Annotated in this window: 24 protein-coding genes; 13 read left to right on the forward strand and 11 right to left on the reverse strand. The window is 70.2% G+C overall.

Annotation, left to right across the window (positions count from 1 at the left end):
• Positions 1-5: 5 nt before the first annotated feature.
• The 9 genes from H293_RS0133750 (at position 6) to H293_RS0133790 (ending at position 7,618) form a co-directional block, all read left to right on the forward strand.
• Positions 6-1,073 (forward strand): aldo/keto reductase, encoded by a 1,068-nt coding sequence (locus H293_RS0133750; protein ID WP_259294582.1) that lies wholly within the window; start codon positions 6-8, stop codon positions 1,071-1,073.
• Positions 1,064-1,786 carry a FadR/GntR family transcriptional regulator gene (locus tag H293_RS0133755; protein WP_020122237.1) on the forward strand — a complete coding sequence of 241 codons (723 nt, stop codon included), beginning with the start codon at positions 1,064-1,066 and terminating at the stop codon, positions 1,784-1,786. Before H293_RS0133750 ends, H293_RS0133755 begins: the two co-directional genes overlap by 10 nt.
• A gap of 128 nt (positions 1,787-1,914) precedes the next feature.
• Positions 1,915-2,988: an aromatic ring-hydroxylating dioxygenase subunit alpha gene (locus H293_RS0133760; RefSeq protein WP_020122238.1), complete on the forward strand. Its 1,074-nt coding sequence runs from the start codon at positions 1,915-1,917 to the stop codon at positions 2,986-2,988.
• A complete protein-coding gene (locus tag H293_RS0133765) occupies positions 2,985-3,188 on the forward strand; it encodes a hypothetical protein (RefSeq protein ID WP_020122239.1) in 204 nt (67 codons plus the stop codon). Before H293_RS0133760 ends, H293_RS0133765 begins: the two co-directional genes overlap by 4 nt.
• A complete protein-coding gene (locus H293_RS0133770) occupies positions 3,185-4,123 on the forward strand; it encodes a PDR/VanB family oxidoreductase (protein ID WP_020122240.1) in 939 nt (312 codons plus the stop codon). Before H293_RS0133765 ends, H293_RS0133770 begins: the two co-directional genes overlap by 4 nt.
• Positions 4,124-4,249: 126 nt before the next feature.
• The gene (locus H293_RS0133775; protein ID WP_020122241.1) at positions 4,250-5,221 is read left to right on the forward strand and encodes an ABC transporter substrate-binding protein; all 972 of its coding nucleotides are present in this window, start codon (positions 4,250-4,252) and stop codon (positions 5,219-5,221) included.
• Entirely contained in the window at positions 5,218-5,991 is a 774-nt protein-coding gene (locus H293_RS0133780; RefSeq protein ID WP_020122242.1) for an ABC transporter permease, read from the forward strand. Before H293_RS0133775 ends, H293_RS0133780 begins: the two co-directional genes overlap by 4 nt.
• The gene (locus tag H293_RS0133785) at positions 5,988-6,767 is read left to right on the forward strand and encodes an ABC transporter permease (RefSeq protein WP_020122243.1); all 780 of its coding nucleotides are present in this window, start codon (positions 5,988-5,990) and stop codon (positions 6,765-6,767) included. The genes H293_RS0133780 and H293_RS0133785 overlap by 4 nt, the downstream gene beginning before the upstream one ends.
• A gap of 26 nt (positions 6,768-6,793) precedes the next feature.
• Positions 6,794-7,618 (forward strand): ABC transporter ATP-binding protein, encoded by an 825-nt coding sequence (locus H293_RS0133790; protein WP_199790227.1) that lies wholly within the window; start codon positions 6,794-6,796, stop codon positions 7,616-7,618.
• Here H293_RS0133790 and H293_RS0133795 read toward each other — a convergent pair.
• The 10 genes from H293_RS0133795 to H293_RS0133840 form a co-directional block, all read right to left on the reverse strand.
• The gene (locus H293_RS0133795; protein WP_259294583.1) at positions 7,587-9,725 is read right to left on the reverse strand and encodes a galactose-binding domain-containing protein; all 2,139 of its coding nucleotides are present in this window, start codon (positions 9,723-9,725) and stop codon (positions 7,587-7,589) included. The two genes, H293_RS0133790 and H293_RS0133795, sit on opposite strands and share 32 nt — an antisense overlap.
• 54 nt (positions 9,726-9,779) lie before the next feature.
• Positions 9,780-11,369 (reverse strand): glycoside hydrolase family 13 protein, encoded by a 1,590-nt coding sequence (locus H293_RS0133800; RefSeq protein WP_020122246.1) that lies wholly within the window; start codon positions 11,367-11,369, stop codon positions 9,780-9,782.
• A gap of 33 nt (positions 11,370-11,402) precedes the next feature.
• Complete coding sequence (locus tag H293_RS0133805) at positions 11,403-12,263, reverse strand: carbohydrate ABC transporter permease (RefSeq protein ID WP_020122247.1); 861 nt, start codon at positions 12,261-12,263, stop codon at positions 11,403-11,405.
• Positions 12,260-13,216, reverse strand: a complete 957-nt coding sequence (locus tag H293_RS0133810) for a carbohydrate ABC transporter permease (protein WP_020122248.1) — start codon at positions 13,214-13,216, stop codon at positions 12,260-12,262. Before H293_RS0133810 ends, H293_RS0133805 begins: the two co-directional genes overlap by 4 nt.
• A 3-nt stretch (positions 13,217-13,219) precedes the next feature.
• Positions 13,220-14,566, reverse strand: coding sequence for an ABC transporter substrate-binding protein (locus tag H293_RS0133815; RefSeq protein ID WP_020122249.1), 1,347 nt, complete (start codon positions 14,564-14,566; stop codon positions 13,220-13,222).
• 121 nt (positions 14,567-14,687) lie between these two features.
• A complete protein-coding gene (locus tag H293_RS0133820) occupies positions 14,688-15,683 on the reverse strand; it encodes a LacI family DNA-binding transcriptional regulator (protein ID WP_028808433.1) in 996 nt (331 codons plus the stop codon).
• 70 nt (positions 15,684-15,753) lie between these two features.
• Positions 15,754-16,569, reverse strand: coding sequence for an ABC transporter permease (locus H293_RS0133825; RefSeq protein ID WP_020122251.1), 816 nt, complete (start codon positions 16,567-16,569; stop codon positions 15,754-15,756).
• A gap of 11 nt (positions 16,570-16,580) precedes the next feature.
• A complete protein-coding gene (locus H293_RS0133830; RefSeq protein WP_020122252.1) occupies positions 16,581-17,459 on the reverse strand; it encodes an ABC transporter permease in 879 nt (292 codons plus the stop codon).
• A gap of 3 nt (positions 17,460-17,462) precedes the next feature.
• The gene (locus H293_RS0133835) at positions 17,463-18,668 is read right to left on the reverse strand and encodes an ABC transporter substrate-binding protein (protein WP_020122253.1); all 1,206 of its coding nucleotides are present in this window, start codon (positions 18,666-18,668) and stop codon (positions 17,463-17,465) included.
• A 13-nt stretch (positions 18,669-18,681) separates the two neighbouring features.
• A complete protein-coding gene (locus H293_RS0133840) occupies positions 18,682-19,719 on the reverse strand; it encodes an ABC transporter ATP-binding protein (protein WP_020122254.1) in 1,038 nt (345 codons plus the stop codon).
• A 121-nt stretch (positions 19,720-19,840) separates the two neighbouring features.
• On the opposite strand from H293_RS0133840, the gene H293_RS50510 reads away from it, so the two are divergent.
• Together H293_RS50510 and H293_RS0133860 are read left to right on the forward strand one after the other, a co-directional pair.
• Positions 19,841-20,581 (forward strand): FadR/GntR family transcriptional regulator, encoded by a 741-nt coding sequence (locus H293_RS50510; protein WP_020122255.1) that lies wholly within the window; start codon positions 19,841-19,843, stop codon positions 20,579-20,581.
• A gap of 39 nt (positions 20,582-20,620) precedes the next feature.
• A complete protein-coding gene (locus tag H293_RS0133860) occupies positions 20,621-21,379 on the forward strand; it encodes a cache domain-containing protein (protein WP_020122256.1) in 759 nt (252 codons plus the stop codon).
• Positions 21,380-21,474: 95 nt separating this feature from the next.
• On the opposite strand, the gene H293_RS0133865 is transcribed toward H293_RS0133860, so the two are convergent.
• On the reverse strand, positions 21,475-22,125 hold the full coding sequence (locus H293_RS0133865; RefSeq protein WP_020122257.1) for an MmyB family transcriptional regulator: 651 nt from the start codon (positions 22,123-22,125) through the stop codon (positions 21,475-21,477).
• A gap of 224 nt (positions 22,126-22,349) precedes the next feature.
• Here H293_RS0133865 and H293_RS0133870 point away from each other — a divergent pair, with 224 nt between their 5' ends.
• Together H293_RS0133870 and H293_RS0133875 are read left to right on the forward strand one after the other, a co-directional pair.
• On the forward strand, positions 22,350-23,006 hold the full coding sequence (locus H293_RS0133870; RefSeq protein WP_007386039.1) for a helix-turn-helix domain-containing protein: 657 nt from the start codon (positions 22,350-22,352) through the stop codon (positions 23,004-23,006).
• Between the two features lie 32 nt (positions 23,007-23,038).
• Positions 23,039-23,569, forward strand: coding sequence for a hypothetical protein (locus H293_RS0133875; protein ID WP_028808437.1), 531 nt, complete (start codon positions 23,039-23,041; stop codon positions 23,567-23,569).
• Positions 23,570-23,597: the final 28 nt, after the last annotated feature.

Consider the following 23,597-nt stretch of genomic DNA (forward strand, 5'->3'; position numbering starts at 1 on the left):
GGCCCATGAGCGCTCACGCCGTCGCCGCTTTTGAAGGAGCACAGTTGACACCGCACAGCATCGGGCGCCGGAAGGTCGCGAGCACCCCGGTCGAGCTCACCGGACTCGGCTTCGGGGCCTCCGTCATCGGCAACCTCTACAGAGTCACCCCGGCCCACGACGCGCAGGCCGCACTGGAGGCGGCCTGGGAAGCGGGCATCCGGTACTTCGACACCGCACCGCACTACGGGCTCGGTCTCTCCGAGCGCCGCCTGGGCGCCGCACTCAAAGCCCGCCCGCGCGACGCGTACGTCGTGTCCTCCAAAGTCGGCCGCCTGCTCGTGCCCAACGAGCACCCGCGCGGCACCGACACCGAGGGCTTCGTGGTCCGCGACGACCTGCGCCGGCAGTGGGACTTCAGCCGGGACGGGGTGCTCCGCTCCATCGAGGACACCCTGGAACGCACCGGCCTGGACCGCCTGGACGTCGTCTACCTGCACGATCCCGACGACCACTGGAGGCAGGCGGCCGAGGAGGCCATGCCGGCCCTGGCGGAGCTCCGGGACCAGGGAGTGATCGGCGCGATCGGCGCCGGAATGAACCAGTCGGCCATGCTCGCCCGCTTCCTGCGCGAGACCGCGGCCGACGTGGTGATGCTGGCCGGCCGGTACACCCTCCTCGACCAGTCGGCCCTGGACGACGTCCTGCCCGCCGCCGAGGAACTCGGCAAGAGCGTGGTGGCGGTGGGGGTCTTCAACTCCGGACTGCTCTCCCGCGACCACCCCACCGAGGGCATGAAGTACGACTACCAGGACGCCCCGCCGGAGCTGCTCGACCGCGCTCGGGCGATCGCCGACGTCTGCGCGGCCCACGGCACCACCCTGCCGGCCGCCGCGATCGCCTTCCCCTCCACGCATCCCAGCGTCGTCAACGTCACCCTCGGTATGCGAAATCCGCAGCAGGTCGTACGGAACGCAGAACTCCACCGCCGGTACGTCCCCGACGGTCTCTGGGACGATCTCCGCGCCCGGGAACTCATCAGGTCGGACGTGCCCGCGGCGCACGGTGGGGGGAGTGGTGAGCGGTGTCTCTGACGGACAAGGCCATCGTGCAGATCCGTGAGCTGATCCGGTCCGGTGCGCTGCCGCCGGGGTCGAAGCTCCCGCCGGAGCCGGAGCTGGCCGCCCAGCTGGGCCTGTCCCGCAACCTCGCCCGGGAGGCCGTGAAGGCGTTGGCCGTCGCCCGGGTCCTGGAGGTCCGGCGGGGTGACGGCACCTATGTGACCAGCCTGCAGCCGAGCCTGCTCCTGGAGGGACTCGGCGGTGCGGTGGAACTGCTGCAGGGCGACTCCGCCGCGCTGCAGGACCTCATGGAGGTACGGCGGCTCCTGGAACCGGTCGCCACCGCGCTGGCCGCCACCCGGATCTCCGACGAGCAGCTGGCCGAGGTGAAGCGGCACTTGGACGCCATGCGCGAGGCCCAGGACGACGTGGAGCGGCTCAACGCTCACGACGCGGCGTTCCACCGCGCCGTCATCTCGGCCACCGGCAACGAAACGCTCCTGACGCTCCTGGAGAGCATCTCCGGGCGCACCCTGCGCGCCCGCATCTGGCGCGGCCTGGTCGACACCCAGGCCTCCGGCCGGACCCTCGCCGAACACGAGGCGATCTTCTGGGCATTGTCCGTCCGCGACGCCTCCCTCGGCCAAGCCGCCGCACTGCTGCACGTCAGCAACACCGAGCTGTGGCTCAAGGACCACCTGCGTTCGGGAGAAGCCCTCCCGTGGGGCGTGACCACAGGGGCCTGACCAGCCCTTCCCCAGACGCGCTTCCGTCTGGCAGAAGCCGCCTTGCGGAGCCACCACCGGCGTCAGGAACCTGTTCCCAACCACGGCACGCGGGGCGACGACGCCCCGCCGACAGGGACGGGAACCCCATGCCTCACACGACCGCCTTCGCCAGGAACCAGTGGTACGTCGCCGCCTACAGCCATGAGGTGGGGCGTGAGGAGCTGCTCGGCCGGACGATCCTCGGTGAGCCACTCGTCTTCTACCGGACGGAGGAGGACGGCACGCCCGTCGCCCTCGCCGACCGGTGTGTGCACCGCCGGTTCCCGCTGCACGAGAGGCCGAGCCGGCTCGACGGCGACCGGCTCGTGTGCGGGTACCACGGGTTCACGTACGACACGACGGGCACCTGTGTGTACGTGCCCGGTCAGAAGCGCGTACCGCGTACCGCGCGCGTCGCCTCCTACCCCGTCGTCGAACTGGACTCCCTGGTCTGGGTGTGGATCGGCGACCCGGCGCTCGCCGACGCCGACACCATCCCGCGGGCCAGGCACCTCGACTCCCCCGGCTGGGTCACCGTCCGCGGCATGGAACCGATCGACGCCGACTACGGCCTGCTGGTCGACAACCTCCTCGACCTCTCCCACGAGACCTATCTGCACGGCGGCTACATCGGCACCCCCGAGGTCGCCGAGACGCCGATCACCACGGAGGTCGACGAGGGCGCGGGCATCGTACGGGTGAGCCGGCACATGGACGACGCCGCGTGCCCGCCGTTCTACGCCAAGTCCACCGGCATCGAGGGCCGGATCACCCGCTGGCAGGACATCGAGTACCACGCGCCCTGTCTGTATCTGCTGCACAGCCGCATCGCCCCGGTGGGCGTGCTCCCCGAAGCCGACGGCAGCGACCCGAACGGCTTCCACACCGAGATCACGTACGCCATCACGCCGTCGAGCGACGGTCACGTGTACGACTTCTGGATGGTCTCGCGGGACTGGGCGACCGAGGACGCCGAGGTCACCGAGTTCCTGCGGGGCAACAACCACACCGTCGTCATGCAGGACGTCGACGCGCTCAACCTGCTCCAGCGGACCCTCGGCACCGAGCGCTCCGGCTACCAGGAGCTCAGCATCAACATCGACACCGGCGGTCTCGCCGCCCGCCGTATCCTCGCCCGCCTGGTCGAGGAGGGCGACAAGCCCGTGGAGAAGGTCCTGTGAGTGCCGCACCCACCGGGGAGATCTACCGCATCGACTGGCTGCCGGGCACGGACACCCTGCACGGCACCTGTCACTGCGGCCGCGAGCACACCTCGCAGGACCCGATCGAGATGTGGGAGTGGATGCTCGCCCACCCGAACGGGCACACCCCGCAAGGAAACGCCCCGCGAGGAAACGAGCCGCGAGGGAACCGTTCATGAGTGACGCGTACGAAGCCGAACTCGTCGTCGACCGCAGGGACCCGGCGGCCGACGGCGTGCTCGCCCTCACCCTGCGCCACCCGCTGGGCGAACAGCTCCCGGCATGGGAGCCCGGCGCCCACATCGACGTGGTGCTCGGCCCCGGCCTGGAGCGGCAGTACTCCCTGTGCGGCGACCCGTCCGACCGCACCGCCTGGCGGATCGCCGTGCTGCGCGAGCCCGCGGGGCGCGGCGGATCCGCGCATGTGCACGAGCAGTTGAGGCAGGGCGGCAAGGTCCGGGTGCGCGGACCGCGCAACCACTTCGCGCTGCGGCCCGCGCCCCGCTACCGCTTCATCGCGGGCGGCATCGGCATCACCCCGATCCTCCCCATGCTCGCGGCGGCGGAGGCCGAGGGCGCGGAGTGGACCCTGCTGTACGGCGGACGGACCCGTGAATCCATGGCGTTCACCGAGGAGTTGAGCCGCTACGGCGACCGTGTCACCGTCGCTCCCCAGGACGAGGCCGGTCTCCTGGACCTCGCCTCGGTGCTGGACGGCGTCCCCGAGGGCACCCTCGTGTACTGCTGCGGGCCCGGTCCGCTGCTCGACGCGGTGGAGGAGCGCTGCCCGGCCGGGCTGCTGCACGTGGAGCGGTTCGCGCCCAAAGAGCAACCGGAGGGCGAGAACACGGAGTTCGAGGTCGAGCTGGCGCAGACCGGCACGACGGTCACCGTCGCTCCGGACGTCTCCGTGCTCGACGCCGTGCGCGCCTCGGGGGTCGAGGTGCTGTTCTCCTGCACCGAGGGCACCTGCGGCACCTGTGAGACCGACGTCCTCGACGGCACCCCGGACCACCGGGACTCGGTGCTCACGGACGAGGAGCGGGAGGCCGGGGAGACGATGATGATCTGTGTGTCCCGGTGCCGGGGGAAGAGGCTGGTGCTGGACCTGTAGCTCCCTTGTGTTCTCGACCAGTTGCTCCGGATGCGGGTCGGCGATCTGGGCCGGCGTGACGCTGACGTTGTACCGTGCGGTCTGCGCACAGCCTGTCGGAACAACGAAGTCTGCACAGGAGGAGCCATGCGTCGTCTGCTCGTCACCCTCGCGGCCGGAGCGTTACTGGTCACCGCGTCGGCCTGTGGTTCGTCCGGCGACTCGGGGGCCCCGGATTCGGGATCGTCGTCCGGCGGCACCACCACCGTCAAGCTCGGCCTCATTCCGATCGTCGATGTCGCACCGATCTATCTGGGCCAGAAGAAAGGCTTCTACGGCAAGCGCGGGCTGAAGCTCGAGATATCGACCGCCTCCGGTGGTGCGGCGATCGTGCCCGGGGTCGCCAGTGGGCAGTTCCAGTTCGGTTTCTCCAACGTCACCTCCCTCCTGATCGCCCAGTCCTCCGGCGTACCGGTCCAGGCGGTCTCCAACGGCATCGCCTCAACAGGCGTGGCCGGCAAGGACTTCGCGGGTATCGCGGTGAAGAAGGGCAGCTCGATCAAGTCCGCGAAGGACCTGGAGGGCAAGAAGGTCGCCATCAACACGCTGAAGAACATCAACGAGTCCGCGGTGCGCGAGTCGCTCCGCAAAGCCGGCGGCGACCCGGACAAGGTGAAGTTCGTTGAACTGGCCTTCGACCAGATGCCGGCCGCTCTCGACGGCGGCCAGGTCGACGCGGCCTGCGCGGTCGAGCCCGCGCTCGCCACCATCAAGAGCCAGGGCGGCCAGGTGATCGCCTCCCCGCTGGTGGACGTGGCCAAGGACACCACGGTCGCCCTGTACTTCACCTCGACGCGGTACCGGCAGCAGAACGCCGACGTGGTGAAGAAGTTCCAGGAGGCCACCGCCGAGTCCCTCGCGTACGCCGACGCCCATCCCGACGAGGCACGCCAGATCATCACGACGTACACCAAGATCCCGGCCTCGGTGCTGGCGCAGGTGACCCTGCCGAAGTGGCCGGCCGAGCCCAACAAGGAATCCGTCGAGGCACTCGCGACATTGGGCGAGAAGGACGGGTTCTTCAAGAAGGCCCCCGACGTGGACGCGCTGCTTCCGTGAGACTCCAGAACGCGGCGCTGGGCGCCGCCGGGCTCGCGGCCTTCCTCGCCCTGGGTGAGGCGGTGCCACGGCTCGGTCTGGTCAAGGAGGAGTACTTCCCGCCGACCAGCCGGATCGCGCGTGCCTTCGCCGACGAGCTCTCCGACGGCACCTTCTGGACGGCGCTCGGCGACACCCTCACCGGCTGGGCCCTGGGCCTGGCCATCGCCGCCTCGGCGGGGATCGTCATCGGGGTGATCGTCTCGGTCGTGCCGTATCTGCGCGAGGCGACCGCCTCGACGATCGAGTTCCTGCGCCCGATCCCCTCGGTCGCCCTGATCCCGCTGGCCGTGCTGTTGTACGGCAGCGAACTGCGCTCGGTGCTGCTGCTCGTGGTGTACGCCAGTTTCTGGCAGGTCCTCATCCAGACGCTCTACGGCGTCCAGGACGTCGACCCGGTCGCCGACGAGACGGCACGGTCCTACGGTCTGGGCACCTGGGCGCGGATCCGGCACGTGCTGTGGCCGACCGCGCTGCCGTATGTGATGACCGGCGTGCGACTGGCCGCGGCTGTCGCGCTGATCCTCGCCATCACCGGTGAACTCGTCATGGGCGCACCGGGGTTGGGCGCCCGGATCGCGGTGGCGCAGAACTCGCAGGCGGTGCCGGAGATGTACGCGCTGATCGTGGTGACCGGCATTCTGGGGCTGCTCATCAACGTCGGCGCGCGTACCGTGGAGCGACGGGCGCTGGCCTGGCACCAGTCGGTGCGCGGGGAGGTGGCGGTGTGAAGCGGCTCCTGCTGCGGCTGGTCCTCGTCCTCGCGCTGCCCGCACTGCTGGTCGTGGTCTGGTGGCTGGCCTCCGACAGCAGCACCGACGTCTTCTGGCCGCCGCTGCGCACGATCCTGCGGACCTTCCCGGACGTGTGGACCGCCGATCGCCTGCGCGACGACGTCCTGCCCAGCATCTGGCGGCTCACGGCCGGTTACGCGCTCGCGGCCGGCGCCGGGGTCGCCGTCGGCACGGTCATCGGCTCCTACCGGCGGGTGCGGGCGGTGTGCGAACCGGTCCTGGAGTTCCTGCGGGCGGTCCCCCCGCCGGTCCTGATCCCGGTCATCATGCTGTTCGCGGGCATCGGCGACACCATGAAGGTGACCGTGATCGCGAGCGGCTGCGTCTGGCCGATCCTGCTCAACACCGTCGAGGGGGTACGCGCGGTCGACCCGGTGATGCTGGAGACGGCCCGCTCCTACGGCATCACGGGCCAGTCGCGGCTGCGCAACCTCGTGCTGCGCTCGGCGAGTCCGCAGATCTTCGCGGGCCTGCGCCAGGCGCTGTCCATCGGCATCATCCTGATGGTCATCAGCGAGATGTTCGCGGCCAGCAACGGCATCGGCTTCACCATCGTCCAGTTCCAGCGCAGTTTCGCGGTCCCCGACATGTGGACCGGGATCCTCGTCCTCGGTCTGCTCGGCTTCCTGCTCTCCGTCCTCTTCCAGCTGGTCGAGCGGCGGGTCCTCGCCTGGTACCACGGCCTGCGCGCCTCGGCCCGGCGGTCCCCGTGAATCACCCGAACGCGAAAGGGCGGTCCATGCACGCGCTTCTTGGCGTATCCGGCCTGAAGAAGGTCTACGAGGGGTCAGGGCGCCGGGTGGAGGCGGTCCGCGATCTCACCTTCACCGTCGAGGCGGGTGAACTCGTGTGTCTGGTCGGCCCCTCCGGCTGCGGCAAGACGACCCTGCTGAAATGCATGGGCGGCCTGCTCACCCCGACGGCCGGCGAAGTCCACCTGGCGGGCCGGAAGGTGAGCGGCCCCCCGCCCGGGATGGCCTTCGTCTTCCAGGAGTACGGCCGCAGCCTCTTTCCCTGGATGCGGGTCGCCGACAACGTCGAACTCCCCCTGAAACAGAAGGGCCTGACGAAGGCGCGACGCCGTGAGCTGGTGACCGACGCGCTGGACTCGGTGGACCTCGCGGAGGCGGCCGGGGCGTATCCCTGGCAGCTCTCCGGCGGTATGCAGCAGCGCGTCGCGATCGCCCGCGCCCTCGCGTACGAGCCCGAGGTCCTGCTGATGGACGAGCCGTTCGCGGCCGTGGACGCCCAGACCCGCGCCGACCTGGAGGATCTCGTACGACGGCTGTGGCGCGAGCGCGGCATCACGATCCTGTTCGTCACCCACGACATCGACGAGGCCGTGTACCTGGGCGAACGGGTGATCGTGCTGTCCGCCTCCCCCACGGTCGTGCAGGAGCAGCTGAAGGTCGATCTGCCGGACGAGCGGGACCAGTTGCACACGCGGGTGGCCCCGCGCTTCGCCGAACTGCGCACCCATGTGTACGAGCAGATCCAGGCGGCCAAGCGCGGGGTCGTGCGGGACGCTGCGGTCACGAAGTCCGATACGCCTCCACTTCACTGAACTGCCCTGCCGGCCAGCCGGTGTTGGCGCTCACCGACAGCCGCAGATACCGCAGGCTGGTGCCGGGCAGGCTGACGGTGGCCGTGTTGCCGGTCGCCGGGTCGAAGCGGTAGCCCTGGGCGCCGACGACGGTGGTGTAGGTGCTGCCGTCGGTGCTGCCGAGCACGGTGACGGTCTGGGTGCGGGCCTGCCAGGCGCTCTGCGGAGGCAGCTTCAGCACCAGCCTGCGCACCGGCTCGGCCGCGCCCAGGTCCACCGTCCAGGACTGCGGGAACGCGTTGTTGGCGGACTCCCAGTAACTGTTCGCGTCCCCGTCGACCGCCTTGCCGGGCGTGTAGACGTCCTGCGAGCCGGTCGCGCTGGCCGGGCCGCCCTTGGCGAGGTTGCGGTTCGGGTCCGGGTCGGGGTTGCCCTGCCCCGGCTGCGGCCAGGTCGAGCAGTCCGACCAGGTGCTGCTCCAACCGGAGTTGCCGCCCCCGTCGGTGAGGGTGAAGGCGCCGGAGCTCGCCGGGTAGGGGCAGTTGTAGACGCCGGCCGCGCCCACCGAGCCGGCCGTGACGTTGCGGAAGGTGGCCGCGCCCTGGGCCTCCGCCTGCACGACGACCGTGCCGGTGTCGCGGACGGTCGCGCCGTCCACGGTGACGTTGCGGACCGGGTAGCCCTGTCCCCCGCCGGACACGAACTCGAAGGCGCTGTACGGGCTGTCGGTGATGGTCGTGTTGGTGATGTTCACCGTGGCATTGATGGCGCTGTCGTACGAGTCGACCCGCAACGCCCCCATCGGATGGTTCCAGTTGGGGTTCATCGCGCCGGTGCGGACCAGGGTGTTGCCATCGACCGTGATGGTGCCGGCCAGCGGGGAGAACGGGTCGAGGAACTTCTGGTTGGAGATCGCGATGCCGCTGCCGAGGGCGTTGGTGTCGGAGACCAGGTTGTTCCGCACCGCGATGTCGGTGCCGCCGTAGATCGCGATGCCGTTGGCGAGGTTCGGCTGGGTGATGGTGTTGTTCTCGAAGCTGCTGTTCGTGTCGGGGGCGTAGAGCGACCACATGGCGAGCGCGTCGTCGCCCTGGTTGCGCAGGAAGTTGTTCCGCACACGCACTCCGCGAGCGTTCCCGTTGAGGTTGAGGCCGTCGGCCGTCATGTCGAGGAAGCGGGTGTTCTCCACGACCAGGTTGTCGTTGTTGCCCGTCAGCCAGAGGCCGACCTTGAGGTGCTGGAGCCACATCCCGGACACCGAACTCCCGGGCCCCAAAGAGCCGTTGACGAAGTTGTCCGGGTTGGAGTCGACGCGTTCGGTGACCTCGCCGACGACCGCGAAGTCCTTGATGTGGACGCCCCCCGAAGAGCCGGACTGGTCGATGAAGCGGGAGGAGTGCACGACGGAGTGCCAGCTTCCGGCGCCCTGGAGGGTGACGTTCTGGACGCCGCCGAGGGCGGACGTCAGCCGGTAGTCGCCCGGCGGGATCCAGACCACTCCCCCTTGCGCGGCGGAGATCGCGTCGCGGAAGGCCTGGGTGGAGTCGCCGTTTCCGGTGGGGTCGGCGCCCTTGGAGGTCACGGACACGGACCCGGCGGGCTGGCCGGCGGCCGCCGCGACCTGCTCGAAGTCGGCCACGTCGACGGTGACCTGGGTGCCGGTCGACTCGAAGGCGACCTTGTCGCCCGCCTGGAGGTTCTGACCAAGCAGGAGGCGGGCGTTGTCGAAGAAGTGGTGGGTCCTGGCGCCGGGGATCCAACCGGTGTCGACGTAGGAGTACTTGGAGGTCACCGGGAGCGTCCTCGCGAGCCTGGTGCCGTTGACGTAGACGTTCAGCGTGCCGGACTGGCCGTCCGGGACGCTGTAGGCGACGTTCACGGCGTTGGCCGCGCGCGGCACGGTGAACTCCACGCGCTGGCCCGAGCCGAGCCGTACCGCCTGCCGCCCGGACGCCTCCGAGGCGAGCGTGCCCTGGGTGTGGTCGGGGCCGATCCTCGTGCCGGTCGTGGTGGCGGACTCGGCCTCGACCGAGGTGAAGGGGAGGGTGGCGCCCGCGGCCGCGTGGGCGGTGGGCGCGATGGCCGTGAGGAGGCCGGTGGTGAGGGCCACGGTGACCGTTGCTGACATGCTCCTGACAGATCTGCGCATGTACTGATCCCTTCGGGTGGGGGTGCTGCGGTCTCAACCCCGCAGCCAGACCGCGGTGTCCTTCGGCAGTCGGCCCCGCTCGTCCAAGGGCCCACTGGTGAGCAGCAGTTCGGCGTGCGCGGGGAGGTCGGCCGGGGTGTCGGCGAGGTTCACCACGCACCGGGCCCCGCCGGCGCGGGTGAAGGCGAGGACGCCCTCGGGTGCGGGCAGCCAGCTCAGCGGGCCCTCGCCGAAGACCGGCCGGATCCGGATGGCCTCGCGGTACAGGCTGAGCATCGATCCGGGATCCACGGCCTGCCGGTCGACCGCGTACGACGGCCAGTCGGCGGGCTGCGGCAGCCAGGGCTCCTGGTGGGAGCCGAAGCCCGCACAGGGCGCCTCCGCCGCCCACGGCAGCGGCACCCGGCAGCCGTCCCGCCCCGGGTCCGTGCCCCCGGAGCGGAAGTGCATCGGGTCCTCGATGCGGTCGCGGGGGATGTCCGCCTCGGGCAGGCCGAGTTCCTCGCCCTGGTAGACGTAGACGGCTCCGGGCAGGGCGAGGGTGAGCAGGGCCGCCGCCCGGGCGCGCCGGGTGCCGAGGGCCAGGTCGGTCGGGGTGCCGAAGGCCTTGGCCGCGAAGTCGAACCCGGTGTCGTCACGGCCGTAGCGGGTGACCGTGCGGGTGACGTCGTGGTTGCACAGCACCCAGGTGGCGGGGGCGCCGACCGGGGCGTGTTCGGCGAGGGTCGTGTCGATCGAGGTGCGCAGGCGTTCCGCGTCCCAGGGGCACGACAGGAAGGAGAAGTTGAAGGCGGTGTGCAGCTCGTCGGGGCGCAGGTAGCGGGCGAAGCGTTCGGTGTCCGGGAGCCAGACCTCGCCGACGAACACCGCGTCGTACTCGTCGGCGACGGCCCGCCAGGAGCGGTAGACGTCGTGGAGTTCGTCGCGGTCGACGAAGGGGTGCGGGCCGGGTCCGTCGGCGAGGTCGGGCAGGTCGGGGTCCTTGGCGAGCAGGGCGGCCGAGTCGATGCGGACGCCCGCCACTCCCCGTTCGAACCAGAAGCGCAGGATGTCCTCGTGCTCCTGGCGGACGGCCGGGTGGGCCCAGTTGAGGTCCGGCTGCTGCGGGGTGAACAGGTGCAGGTACCAGTCGCCGTCGGGCAGCCGCGTCCACACGGGCTCGGCGGAGCCGACGAACTGCGACGGCCAGTCGTTGGGCGGGAGTTCACCGTTCTTCCCGCGGCCGCGCCGGAAGTGGAACAGCTCGCGTTCGGGGCTGCCGGGGCCCGCGTCGAGTGCGGCCCGGAACCAGGGGTGCTGGTCGGAGACGTGGTTGGGCACGATGTCGACGATCGTGCGGATGCCCAGCTCCCGTGCCTCCGCGATGAGTTTCTCCGCCTCGGCGAGGGTGCCGAAGGCGGGGTCGATGGCACGGTAGTCGGCGACGTCGTAGCCGCCGTCCTTCATCGGGGAGAGGTACCAGGGGTTGAACCACAGCGCGTCCACGCCGAGTTCGGCGAGATACGGCAGCCTGGCGCGCACTCCTGCGAGGTCGCCGGTGCCGTCCCCGTCGCCGTCGGCGAAGCTGCGGACGTAGACCTGGTAGATGACGGCGGAGCGCCACCACTCGGTGGGCTGTCCCACGGGGGGGTCCCTTCTGCAGTCGGACGGTCGGTGTCAGCCCTTCGTGCTGCCCGCGCTGATCCCGGCGACGATGTGCCGCTGGAAGACGAGGAACAGGGCGACCATCGGGATGCTGGCGATCACCATCGCGGCGATGAGCACGGTCAGCTGGATGTTCTGCGAGAGCTGGACGAGTGCCACGCTGATGGGCTGCTTGTCGGTGTCGGAGAAGACCATCAGCGGCCAGAGGAAGTCCTGCCAGACGGCGACCAGGGCGAAGATCGACACCACCCCGAGGACCGGCCGCGACATGGGCAGCACGATCGACCACAGGGTGCGCAGTTTCCCGGCGCCGTCGATCTCGGCGGCCTCCAGCACATCGCGCGGGATCTGGTCGAAGAACCGCTTGAGCAGGTACAGGTTGAAGGCGTTGGCGACGGCCGGCAGCCAGATGGCCAGGGGGTCGTTCAGCAGTCCCAGGTCCGCCACGGTCAGGTACTTGGGTACGACCAGGGCCTGGGCCGGGACCATCAGCGTGGTGAGGATGCCGCCGAGGACGACCTTGCCGAAGACGGGCTTCAGCCGGGACAGGGCGTAGGCGGCGGCCGTGCACAGGACCAGCTGGAACGCCCAGGCGCCGGCGGCCTGGACCACCGTGTTCCACAGGTGCCGCGGGAGCTGCATGAGGTCCCAGGCGTCGGTGTAGCCGTCGAGGTGCCAGTGCTCGGGCACGAGGGTGGGCGGGGTCCGCGTGACCTCGTCCGGCGACTTCGCCGCTCCGGTGACCATCCAGTAGACCGGGAAGAGGAACGCGAGCGCGAAGAGAACGACGACCGTGGTGAAGACGGTCCAGTAGGCGGCCCTGCCGCGCGGGCGGGCGAGCGTCGCCGGTGAGATCAGCGTGCGGGTGCTCATGCGGGATCACCCTCCGCGGACCGGGTCAGCCGCAGGTACACGGCGGAGAAGGTGCCCAGCAGTACCAGGAGCATGACGCTCAGCGCGCAGGCGCCGCCGAAGTCGTTGTAGAGGAAGGCGTACTTGTAGATCAGGTAGAGGACGGTGACCGTGGCGTTCTCCGGGCCGCCCCCGGTGATCACGAACGGCTCGGTGAACACCTGCATGGTCGCGATGATCTGAAGGAGCATCAGCATCAGGATCACGAACCTGGTCTGCGGGACCGTGACATGGCGGACGCGCTGGAGGAGGTTCGCGCCGTCCAGTTCCGCGGCCTCGTACAGCTCGCCGGGGATGGACTGCAGGGCGGCCAGGTAGATCAGGACCGTGCCGCCCATGTTGGCCCAGGTCGCCACGATCACCAGGGAGACGAGGGCGGTGTCGGCGCCGTTGGACCAGTTCGAGGTGGGCAGGTGCACAAAGCGCAGCACTTCGTTGGCGAGGCCGGCGCCCGGGTCGTAGAACCATTTCCAGAGCAGGGCGCTGACCACCGGCGGGATCATGACGGGCAGGTAGACCACCACCCGGAAGAACGCCCTCGCGTGCCTGAGCTCATTGAGCACCAGAGCCATCACGAAGGGGACCGCGAAGCCGATGAGCAGGGCCAGCAGGGTGAAGGTGAGGGTGTTGCGCCAGGCGGCGGTGAACTCCGGGTCGTGCCAGACGCGGGTGAAGTTGGCGGTGCCGACCCATTCGGGTTCGGAGCCCGGCGTGTACTTCTGGAAGGCGATCACGACGGCGCGGATCGCCGGGTACCAGGAGAAGAGCGCGAAGCAGACGAGCCCGCCGAGCAGGAAGCCGTAGGCGCGGGCCTGGTCGGCGAGGCGGCGCCGCCTCCGGTCCCCTGCCGGGGGCGGCGCCTGCACGAGGGGTGTGGCGGCGGCCTCGTGGGGCGGGCTTTCCAGCGTCTTCACGGGTCAGCCCCGGGCCAGGATGCCGTCGATCTTGCCGGAGGCGTCTTTCAGGAGCTGGTCGATGTCGGCGTCCTTCTTGGTGAGGACGGCGGAGACGGCACCGTCGAGGACGGAGTAGATCTGCTGGGCGTCCGGCGGCTCGATCTTCATCTTCAGGCTCTGGTTGCCGTCGAGGAATGCCTGGTAGTTCTCCACGGGCACATTGGCGTTGGCCTTCTTGACCTGCTGGTCCTTGGCGTCGGCGGCGCCGGTGAACAGGCGCGGTTCGGGCAGCCCGACCGGGGCGTCGGCCTTCTTGGCGCGGGCGTAGTCGCCGAGGAAGCCGGCACCTGGGGTGAGGAACATGTGGTCGAGCCACTTCAGGGCGGCCCTGATCTGGTCGGGGCTCGCCTTCTTGTTGACCATGTAGCCGTCGCCGCCGATGAGCGTGCCCTTGCCGCCGGGCATGGGAGCGAGGGCGAGGTCCTTGTAGTTGCCGCCCTTCTCCTTGACCAGGATCGGGATGTTGTCCGGGGCGGAGAGGTACATGCCGAGCTTGCCCGAACCCATCATCTGCTGGACGTCGTTGATGACGAGGAGCTGCTTGCTGCCCATGGAGTCGTCGGTCCAGCGCATGTCGTGGAGGTTCTGCAGGACGGCGTGGCCCTCGGGGGTGTCGATGGTGGCCTTCTTGCCGTCGGCGCTCACGACGTCGCCGCCCTGGGAGTACAGCTCGGCCGTGAAGTGCCAGCCGCCCTGGTTCTGGGCGCTGTAGTCGGCGTACCCGACGGTGCCGTCGCCGAGCGCGGCGATCTTCTTGGCGTCGGCCCGCAACTCCTCCCAGGTCGCTGGGGGTTGCTCGGGGTCGAGCCCGGCCTTCTCGAAGAGCTTCTTGTTGTAGATCAGGCCCATCGAGTAGCCGGTGCGCGGGATGCCGTAGATCTTCCCGTCGACCGTGTAGATGTCGCGGAGTTGCTGCTGGAGGGTGCCGTAGCTCTTCAACTCCTTGACGTACGGGGTCAGATCGGCGGCCTGGTGGATGTCGACGACGTGCCTGGCGTCGGTGAAGTACGTGTAGAAGACGTCCTCCATCTGCCCGCCGGCGAGCTTGGCGTCGAAGGTCTTGGGGTCCTGGCAGGGGAAGGCGTCGTGCGCGACGACGTCGATGTCCGGGTGCTGCTTCTCGAAGGACGCGCTGTCCTGCTCGAAGAACGTCCGGTCGACCTTGCCGCTCTTGGGCGGCATGCAGTTGACCGTGATGCGGGTCTTGCCGCTCGCCGTGTCGCCGCCCGATCCGCAGGCGGAGACGGCGAGGGCAAGGGAACAGACACTGAGCGCGGCGAAGGTACGGCGGTACCCGGTGCTTCTCATCGGTGGACCCCTCGTGGCAGGAGCGGTGGGCGCCGCACACTCAAGCACCGCCGACATCCGTCCGCAAGATGTCGCGCAGAATCTGTAATTATTCGACAGAGCGATGGCAGAGGAGTGGATCTCAGTCGCGAGGGGCTTGCGCGGTGGACCCCCGGACCACCAGCTCGGGCTCGAAGAGCAGTTCCTCGGGTGCTACGGCACTGCCGCCGACCTGCGCGTTCAGCAGTTCCACGGCGGCTCGACCCATGGCCTCGATGGGCTGACGGACGGTGGTCAGCGGGGGTTCGGTGCAGTTCATCAGGGCGGAGTCGTCGTAGCCGACGACCGACACCTGGCCCGGCACGTCGAGTCCCTTGCGGCGGGCGGCCCGGATGGTGCCGAGCGCGAGGGGGTCGCTGGCGCAGATGAAGCCGGTGACCCCGCGGTCGATGAGCCGGGCGGCCGCCGCGTGCCCGCCCTCGATGGAGAACATGGCCCGCGCGACCCGCTCGTCGGGCAGCTCGCCGAGCCCCTGGGCGGCGGCCAGCTTGCGCGCCGAGGGCACGTGGTCCGCGGGCCCCAGCACGAGTCCGATCCGCTCGTGGCCCAGGGAGGCGAGGTGCCGCCAGGCCTGCTCGACGGCCACCGCGTCATCGCAGGACACGCGCGGGAAGCCGAGGTCGTCGATGGACGCGTTGACCAGCACCACCGGGATGTTGCGGTCGGCGAGCCGCCGGTAGTGGTCGTGCGGCGCGTCCGCCTGGGCGTAGAGGCCGCCGGCGAACACGACACCGGAGACCTGCTGCTGGAGCAGAAGATCGACGTAGTCGGCCTCGGACACCCCGCCCTTGGTCTGGGTGCACAGCACCGGCGTGAGCCCCAGCTGGGCCAGCGCCCCGCCGATGACCTCGGCGAAGGCCGGGAAGATCGGGTTCTGGAGCTCCGGCAGCACCAGCCCCACGAGCCGCGCCCGCTCCCCGCGCAGCTGCGTGGGCCGCTCGTACCCGAGCACGTCCAGCGCGGACAGCACCGCCTGCCGGGTGCCCTCGGAGACCCCCTGCTTGCCGTTGAGCACCCGGCTGACCGTGGCCTCACTGACCCCGACCTTCTTGGCTACCTCGGCAAGTCGTCGCGTCATGAACGCAAGAATAGCGCAAGCTGCGCAAGCCGCTTGCGTAATCGCGTCAGACGCCACGGAAAGGTTGCGGTCACACCCGGCCCCCCGTCGGCGTGTCCGCCGACAGTCGTTGGGCGACGTAGATCGGGATCACGGACAGCAGCACGAGCACGGCCGCCACCACGTTCACCACCGGTGCCTGTTGCGGGCGGGTCATGTTGTCGAAGATCCAGAGGGGAAGGGTCTGGACGCCCGGGCCCGCGGTGAAAGTGGTCACCACGATCTCGTCGAAGGAGAGGGCGAAGGCCAGCAGGGCGCCCGCGAGCAGGGCCGAGCGGACCAGGGGGAAGGTGATGTCGACGAAGGCGCGGAAGGTGTTCGCGCCCAAGTCCATGGCGGCCTCCTCGTAGGAGCCGGAGGTGCGGCGGAGACGGGCCACGACGTTGTTGAAGACGATGACGATGCAGAAGGTGGCATGGCCGACCACCACGGTGAACAGGCCGAGGCCGACGCCCAGCGGCTCGAGTACGGTACTGAACGCCGAGTTGAGGGCGATGCCCGTGACGATCCCCGGCAGTGCGATCGGCAGGACGACCACGAAGGACAGGGCGTTCCGGCCGAAGAAGCGGTGCCGGGCCACGGCGAAGGCGATGAGCGTGCCCAGGACCAGTGCGGTCGCCGTGGCACCGAGTCCCGCCTTGACGGAGGTCCACAGGGCGGCTCGCGCGCCGGAGTTCTCCCAGGCCACCGACCACCAGTGCGGGGTCAGGCCCGGCGGCGGCCAGCTCGCGCTCCGGTCGGGATTCAGGGAGTTGACGAGGACGAGCACGAGCGGGACGTAGATCACCGCGAAGCCGAGGCCGGCGGCGACGCGCAGGGCGATCCGCGCCGGACGGGAGAGTTGCACGACGGGCTCCTCTACAGACTGCTGAGCGCACCCGTGCGGCGCACGGCCAGCAGGTACAGCACGATGACGACCACCGGGACCGTGCCGAGCGCGGCCGCCATCGGCAGGTTGAGTTCGATGTTGGAGTAGACGAGGTTGCCGATCAGCTGGGTCTTGCCGCCGACGATCTGCACGGTGATGTAGTCACCGAGGCTCAGCGAGAAGGTGAACACCGACCCGGCCGCCACCGACGGCAGCACCATCGGCAGGACCACCGAGCGGAAGGTCCGGCCGGCCCGCGCCCCCAGGTCCGCGGACGCGTCGAACAGGTTGGCGGGCAGCTGCTCCAGCGCCGTGTGGACCGGAAGGATCATGTACGGCAGCCAGAGGTACGTCAGTGTCAGCACGGCCGCCGTCAGCCCGTACCCCGGACCGCTCAGCCCGAACGGCCTCAGCATCCAGTCGGCGAGCCCGCCCTCGGAGAGGATCAGCCGCCAGGCGTACACCTTGACCAGGTAACTCGCCCAGAGCGGGGTGAGGATGGCGACGACCAGCAGCGGCCGCCACCGGGGCCGCGCGACGCGTGCGGTCCAGAAGGCGACCGGGAAGGCGATCACCGCGCACAGGACGGTGACCGCCAGCGCCACGCCCACACTCCGCAGGATCACCTGCCGGTAGACCGGCGTGGTGAACAGCTCGCGGAAGTTGTCGGTCGACCAGACCTTCACCACCTCGGAGGTGAAGGAGTTCGTCGTCCAGAACGCGGAGACGAACAGCACGGTCAGCGAGCCGAGATAGAGCACCGCCAGCCACAGCAGCGGGGCCGCGAGGAGCAGGGCGAGCCGCAGGCGGGGGCGGCGGTGCAGCGCCCCCGCGGTCCGCGTCGACACGGTCCGTGTCTGCGGGGCCATGCCTCAGCCCTTGATCTCGGTCCAGGCCTGGACCCACTTGGCGTACGGCACGCATTTGACGTCCGTGCGGCCGTCCAGGCACTGCTCGATGGGCGTGTTCCAGAAGGCGATGTTCTTCCAGTAGGTCTCGTCGGAGGCGTGGTAGGTCGTGCAGAAGTTCTTGTCACTGGTGAGCTCGCAGGCCTTGGAGTTGGCGGGTGCCTCCCCGAAGTACTCGGCGACCTGGGCGTTCACCTTCGGTGAGACGATCCAGTCGAGCCATTTGTAGGCGCAGTTGGGGTGCTTGGCCTTCGCGGAGACCATCCAGGTGTCGGACCAGCCGGTCGAACCCTCCTCGGGGACGAATGCCTTGACCTCGGCCCCCTCGTCGGCGGTGAGGTTGGCGATGACCTGCCAGGTGGTGCCGATCACGGAGTCACCGCTCTTGAACGCGGAGATCTCCTTGAGGTAGTCGCTCCAGTACTCCCCGATGTTCGCGTTCTGCTTCCTGAGCAGCGAGACGGCGGCGTCGAACTGCTTCTGGTCCAGCGCGTAGGGGTCCTTGATGCCGAGGTCGGGCTCGGTGGCCTTGAGGTACAGGGCCGCGTCGGCGATGTAGATCGGTGAGTCGTACGCCGTGACGTGGCCCTTGTACCTGGACGCGTCGTCGAACACCGCGGACCAGGAGGTGGGGGCCGGGCTGACCTTCGCGGTGTTGTACATCAGCAGGTTGGCGCCCCGGCCGTGCGGGATGCCGTACATCCGCCCGTCGACGGAGTTCCAGGCGCCGTCCTTCAATCCGCTGAAGATGTCCCGGTAGTTGGGCACGAGGTCGGTGTTGACGGGGGCCGCGTCCCCGGAGGCGATGAGGCGCAGGGAAGCGTCGCCGGAGGCGGAGACGGCGTCGTACTGGCCCGTCTTCATCAGCTTGACCATCTCGTCGGAGCTGGCGGCGGTCTTGGAGTGGACCTGACAGCCGGTCTGCTTCTCGAAGTCGCTGACCCAGTCGGCCTTCGGGTCGTTGGAGCCGTCCTCGACATAGCCGGCCCAGGCGATCAGGTCGACCTGCCCCTCGGTGGCGCCCAGTGCGGCGGGCGCCTTGAGGTCGGGTGGGTTGAGGCCGGAGGAGGAGGCGCCGGAGCCGGAGCCGGAGGAGCCGCAGGCGGTGGTGGCGAGCAGGAGGGTGACGGCCACAGCCGCTTTGAGGGTGAGGCGCACGACGTACTCCATCCGCGAGAAGGGGTCAGTCGGTGGTGGGCACCGCGACGGCGTGCCGCCGGTGCCATTGCAGCCGCACCCGGGCGCCCCGGTACGCGGCCACGTCCTCGGACGACGTCTCCAGGTTCTGCTGGAGCGCCGTGAGGCGGCCGCCGCCGTCGAGGTCGACCAGGAAGCGGGTGGCGTCCCCCAGGTAGACCACCTCGGCGACGGTCCCGGTGACGCCGGCGTGCTCCGGCTCCCCGGAGTCCGCGGACTCCTTCAGCACCCGGATCTTCTCGGGCCGCACGCTGAAGGTGCCCTGCGCGCCGACGATCCGCCGGGCGATGTCCCCGTCGAGGAGGTTGGACGTGCCGACGAAGGACGCCACGAAGGGGGTCGCGGGCCGTTCGTAGATCTCGGCCGGGGTGCCGACCTGTTCGATGCGGCCCCGGTGGAACACGGCGATGCGGTCACTCATCGTCAGGGCCTCCTGCTGGTCGTGGGTGACGAGGACGAAGGTGATCCCGACGTCCCGCTGGAGCGCCTTGAGTTCGACCTGCATCTGCTCCCGCAGCTTCAGGTCCAGCGCGCCGAGCGGCTCGTCCAGCAGCAGCACCCGGGGACGACCGACCAGCGCCCGGGCGAGGGCGACGCGCTGGCGCTGCCCGCCCGAGAGCTGGGCCGGCCGGCGTCTGCCGAAGCCCTCGAGGCGTACCTCGCCGAGCGCCTTGCGGGCCCGCACCAGCCGCTCCGCCTTGGGCACCCCGCGGACCTTGAGGGCGTAGGCGACGTTCTGCTCGACGCTCATGTGCGGGAAGAGGGCGTAGTCCTGGAAGACGGTGTGGACGTCCCGTTCGAAGGGCGCGAGGCCGGTGACCTCCTGCCCGGCGAGCTCGACGCGGCCCTCGGTGGGGGTCTCGAAGCCGGCGATCAGGCGCAGGACCGTCGTCTTGCCGGAGCCGGAGGGGCCGAGCACCGAGAAGAACTCGCCGTCCCGGATCTCCAGGTCGACCCCGGCCACGGCGGTCGTCTCCCCGAACGACTTTCGCAGACCCGACAGCCGGATCGCGCTTCCCTCCATCGGCGGGAACCTTTCTGGCTCGCTCGGGCGTTGACCGATTGAACAAAAACATATGAAGTCATAGTTCAAAGCTCAAGGCCCCCTCGGGGTAAAGCTTGAGTCAACGTGCAAGGTGGTGGCCGTGAATCAGCAGCGCATCGACGGCGGCGCCCGCAGAGCCGTCTTCGCCCCGGTCGACAACCGGGCACGGGTGGACGCGGTCGTGCGGCGGATCGGCGACGCCATCGAGCTCGGGCTGCTCGGCGACGGGGAGCAGCTGCCGGGCGAGAGCGAACTGGCCGGTCAGCTCGGGGTGTCCACGGTGACCCTGCGGGAGGCGCTGATGGCACTGCGCCAGCAGGGGCTCGTCACCACCCGCCGGGGCCGCGGCGGCGGCTCCTTCGTCTCGCTGCCCGAAGTCCCGGGCGAGGAACGGCTCAAGGCCCGTCTGCGCGGCTGGAGCACCGAGGAACTGCGCGACCTGGGCGACCACTGGGCCGCCCTCTCCGGTGCCGCGGCGCGGCTCGCGGCCGAGCGCACGGAACCCGAGGACCTCGTACAACTGCGGCGAACCGCAGCGGAGTTGGCACAGGCCGACGAGGCGGCGGCGTGCAGTCGCCTCTACGGCCGCTTCCATGTGGAGCTGGCGGCGGCCGCGCAGTCGGCGCGCCTGACGCGGGAGCAGGTGGCGCTCCAGACGGAGGTCGGGGCGCTGCTGTGTCTTGTGCTCGGGGACGGCGAATATCGTGAAGAGGTGTCCGAGCGACTGCGATTCGTCATCTCGGCCGTGCAGGATGGGGCCCACGAATCGGCCAGGGAGCCGGCCGAGCGTTGCGTCCGGGAGTCGACGGCACGGCTGATCGCCCTGCGTCTGACGCTGTAGCCGCGTCGCTCGACGGTCCCCGTCTCCCGGAGGGCAGCCATGGGCCTCGTGACGGCAATGCTCGACAAGGCGCCGGAGGAGTCGGTCGCGGCGCGGGTCCGCTCGGCCGTCGAGACGGTCTTCGAGGCCGTGGCCGCGACGCGTGCGGACACCACGGCCCTGCTGGCACGCGTGGCCGCCGAGGGCCGCCGCCCGGCCACCGTCGACCTGGCCGCCCTGCGCCCGGGTCTTCATCTACGGCTCGCCCGGCACGCGTTGGTGTCCGGTGTCGGCTTCGTCGCCGCGCCGGGACTGCTGACGGACGTACCCGCGTGGCTGGAGTGGTGGCAGACCGGCGCGGAGGGGGACGTACGGCCCCTGCTGCTCGACCTGGATCCCGAGCACTCGGCGTACGCCGACTACACGCACTGGGACTGGTTCGCGCTCCCCCGTGACACCGGGGAGCGGGCGGTGGCCGGACCGTACGTCGACTACCTCTGCTCCGACGAGTACAGCCTGACGCTGTCGGCGCCGGTCGAGATGGCGGGCCGGTTCGCCGGAGTGGCCGCCGCGGATGTGTACCTACGGCACTTCGAGGCGGCCGTCATGCCGATGCTGCACCAACTGCCGGGCCCCGCCCGTCTGGTGAACGCCCGCGGCCGGGTCGCCGCGTCCAGCGATCCGCGGCATCTGGTCGGCTCCCTCGACAAAGGTCCGGACTTCGCCGGGGCGTTGGCGACGGGCCGGACCGCGCGGGCCGACGGGGTGCGGCTGATCCCCTGCGCGGGGGTGCCGCTGGTGCTGGTGGTGACGGAGTGAGCCGAGACGGGCGGCCCCGTGGAACACCCTTGCTCCACGGGGACCGACGATTACTGACGAGGCGCCGTCGACGACCTGAACGCCGACGGTGCCCGTCAGGCCTTGGGGGTGGGCACCACCGTGAGATGAGCCGTGGCGCGCCGCGGACGGCGCCTGGTGGGAGCCGGGCGGAGCACCAGCGTCAGGCGGGTGTAGCCCAGGTCGCGCAGAGTGCGCGGGGTCTCGTCGACGATCCGGCAGTCGGTGGCGCCCCAGCGCGGGTCCGGGTGGACGAGCGGGCGTACGGAGCCGTCGTGCTCCACGGCCTCTTCGCCGACCGCGCGGATCCAGTGCGGCAGGCCGTGCCGGTAGGCGGCGTCCATGATCGGGTCCTGGGCGATGTCCCGGCGGATCGCCTGGAGGCCGTGGTCGTGGCCGTGGCGCTCCACCGCTGCCGCGAAGTGCGCGAGCATCGGCAGACACCAGCGCGACTCGTGCTCGCCGAGGACACTGCTCGCGTCGGGGTGGAAGAGGACGAAGCGCAGGAAGTTGTCACCGGGCATGGCCGTCGGATGCGGGCCCACGGCACGGAAAAGTGACGCGAAAGCGGTGTTGGCGAGAACGACGTCCCAGCGGTGGTCGAGGACGACGGACGGGAAGGGGACGGCTTCCAGGAGCGTGGCGTAGTCCTGAAGATACGCCCGGGCTTCGAGCCCCTCGGGGACGGGCCGCAGTTCCGACCGCTGCCCACCTGCCTGATATGCCATCGGGAGGTCACCCCTCTTGCCTATGCGGCCTTCACGCGGCCCCTTGATCCTGCTGTCCCGGAGCAAGTCGTGTCAACTATCGTGGCATTCCGCAGCGGTTGACGGCTGAAATTGGCCACAGTTGTGGCGAGACCTGGATGTGAGTTCGAACAACGGGCTACTCTCCGGGAAGTTCACGGCGACCGCCTGTGAGAAGTCGGGTGAGAGACGTAGGAGATCTGTCGGTGTCGGATGGCTTCGAGAGCCCGGACGACGCGGCAACGGTCGTGCTGACGGCCGTCGTCGCCCGCGTCACCGCACTCGCCGACCGGCTCGGCGTGCCGCACGCGCAGGTCTTCGACACCGGCCGGCTGTCCGTCGCCTCCGGTGTCCCCGAACCCGTGGTCAAGGCCCTGCTGAGCGGGCGCCCGGCGGGTGAACCGGACGTCCAGGCGCGGTTCCTGCAGCGGCTCGACCTGCTGCGCCGCACCCGGCTCAAGCCCAACGGGCGCAAGTACACCCAGCAGGAGATCGCCGACGGGGCGGGCATGTCCCGGCAGCAGGCGGGCGCCCTGATCAACGGCGACCGGCGCCCCACCATGGAGCACTGCGACGCCATCCAGCGGTTCTTCCGCGTGCACGCCGGCTTCCTCACGGCCGAGGACCCCGAGGCGCTCGCGGGTGCGCTGCAGCACACCGAGCAGGAGCTCCTGCACAAGCTCGCCGACCGGGAACGGGAGGCCGCGGCGGCCGCCCGCGACCCGCTGGAGCGGCTGCTGCAGGACCACGGTGTGCGCGGGATCGCCTGGCGGGCCGCGCAGCTGCCGACCGACCAGCACCGTGACAAGGTCGCCGAGTGGCTGGACATGCTCCTGGAGAGCGTCAAGCGGCCCGAGTCCTGATCCGGGAGACAACTGTGGGCATCGGTAAGCACATGCGCCGCCTGAGCGGCGAGTTGGTGGCGGAGCTGGAACTGGACACCCCGGCACGCCCCGAGGACCTCTACGGCGCCCTGTGCGACGCGATGAGCAGACGCCGGGGCCGCCCGGTCCACTTCCGTACGGCGCCCTTCCCGCCCGGCACGGCCAGCGGGCTGTGGCTCGACATGGCCGACCAGGACCTCGTCGTGATCGAGGAACGCACCGCCCCCGACCACCAGTTGGTCATCCTCGGCCACGAGCTGTGGCACATGAACGCCGGCCACTGCTCCCACCACGTCGAGGGCGCCGCGGTCGCCGCCCGCCTCCTCCACGACGACGCCGATCTCCAGGCCACCGTGCGCAAGGTCGCCGCACGCAGCCGCTTCGAGCTCGACGACGAGCGGGAGGCGGAGAGCTTCGGGCTGCTGCTGGCCAGCAAGTGCCGTACCTGGCTCGCGGGTTCACCGTTGCGCGGGCCGGTGCAGCGGGACCGGCTGGCGGGGCGGATCGAGGCCTCGCTGGGGTATCTGGGGCCGCAGGGCTGAGGGTGCAAGGGCTGAGGGTTCACCGAGC

It is taken from the genome of Streptomyces canus 299MFChir4.1 (genome assembly GCF_000383615.1).
Taxonomy (GTDB): Bacteria; Actinomycetota; Actinomycetes; order Streptomycetales; family Streptomycetaceae; genus Streptomyces; species Streptomyces canus_C.